This window comes from Myxococcus sp. AM011, assembly GCF_013372595.1.
GTDB lineage: Bacteria > Myxococcota > Myxococcia > Myxococcales > Myxococcaceae > Myxococcus > Myxococcus eversor.
On the sequence record NZ_JABXEM010000641.1, the window covers coordinates 1 to 450 of the forward strand.

Genomic DNA, 450 nt, shown 5'->3' on the forward strand with positions numbered 1-450 from the left:
GGGGGCCTTCTGGCCGCGCCGCAGTTGTCTCCGGCGGTGGGGCTGGTGCTCTCGGGTGAGCCCGGGGCTCGCTCGGCGGCGGAGGCGCAGCGCTTCTCGCTCCATCCGCTGCGCCTGTGGGAGCTGCTGGTGGGGCCGTACCTGGCGGACAAGGAGGGGCTGCGCGGCATCCCGGAGATTGTCGTGCGTCACCTGGTTCCGTCGGGAGGATTTGGTCGCGTCTGGGTGGACTCCATCTATGTCGGGACACCGGCCTGTGTGCTGGCATTGGGCGGGCTCATCGCCTCCGCGCGGCGTCCTCGTGCGTGGGTGCTGGCGGGGGCGTGGTTGTTGTTGCTCGCGCTGAGCCTGGGGGATGCGCTGCCTGTCTATGGATGGGTGTATCAGGTGTTCCCGCTGTGGCGGCCGTTTCGCTATCCGGAGAAGCTGGTGCCGCTGGTCAGCCTGGGG

1 protein-coding gene is annotated in these 450 nt (G+C 69.8%); it reads left to right on the forward strand.

The window, feature by feature from the left end; all coding sequences use genetic code 11:
- The coding region (locus HUW62_RS47795; protein ID WP_176438237.1) for a hypothetical protein at positions 1-450 on the forward strand (450 nt) is incomplete at both ends.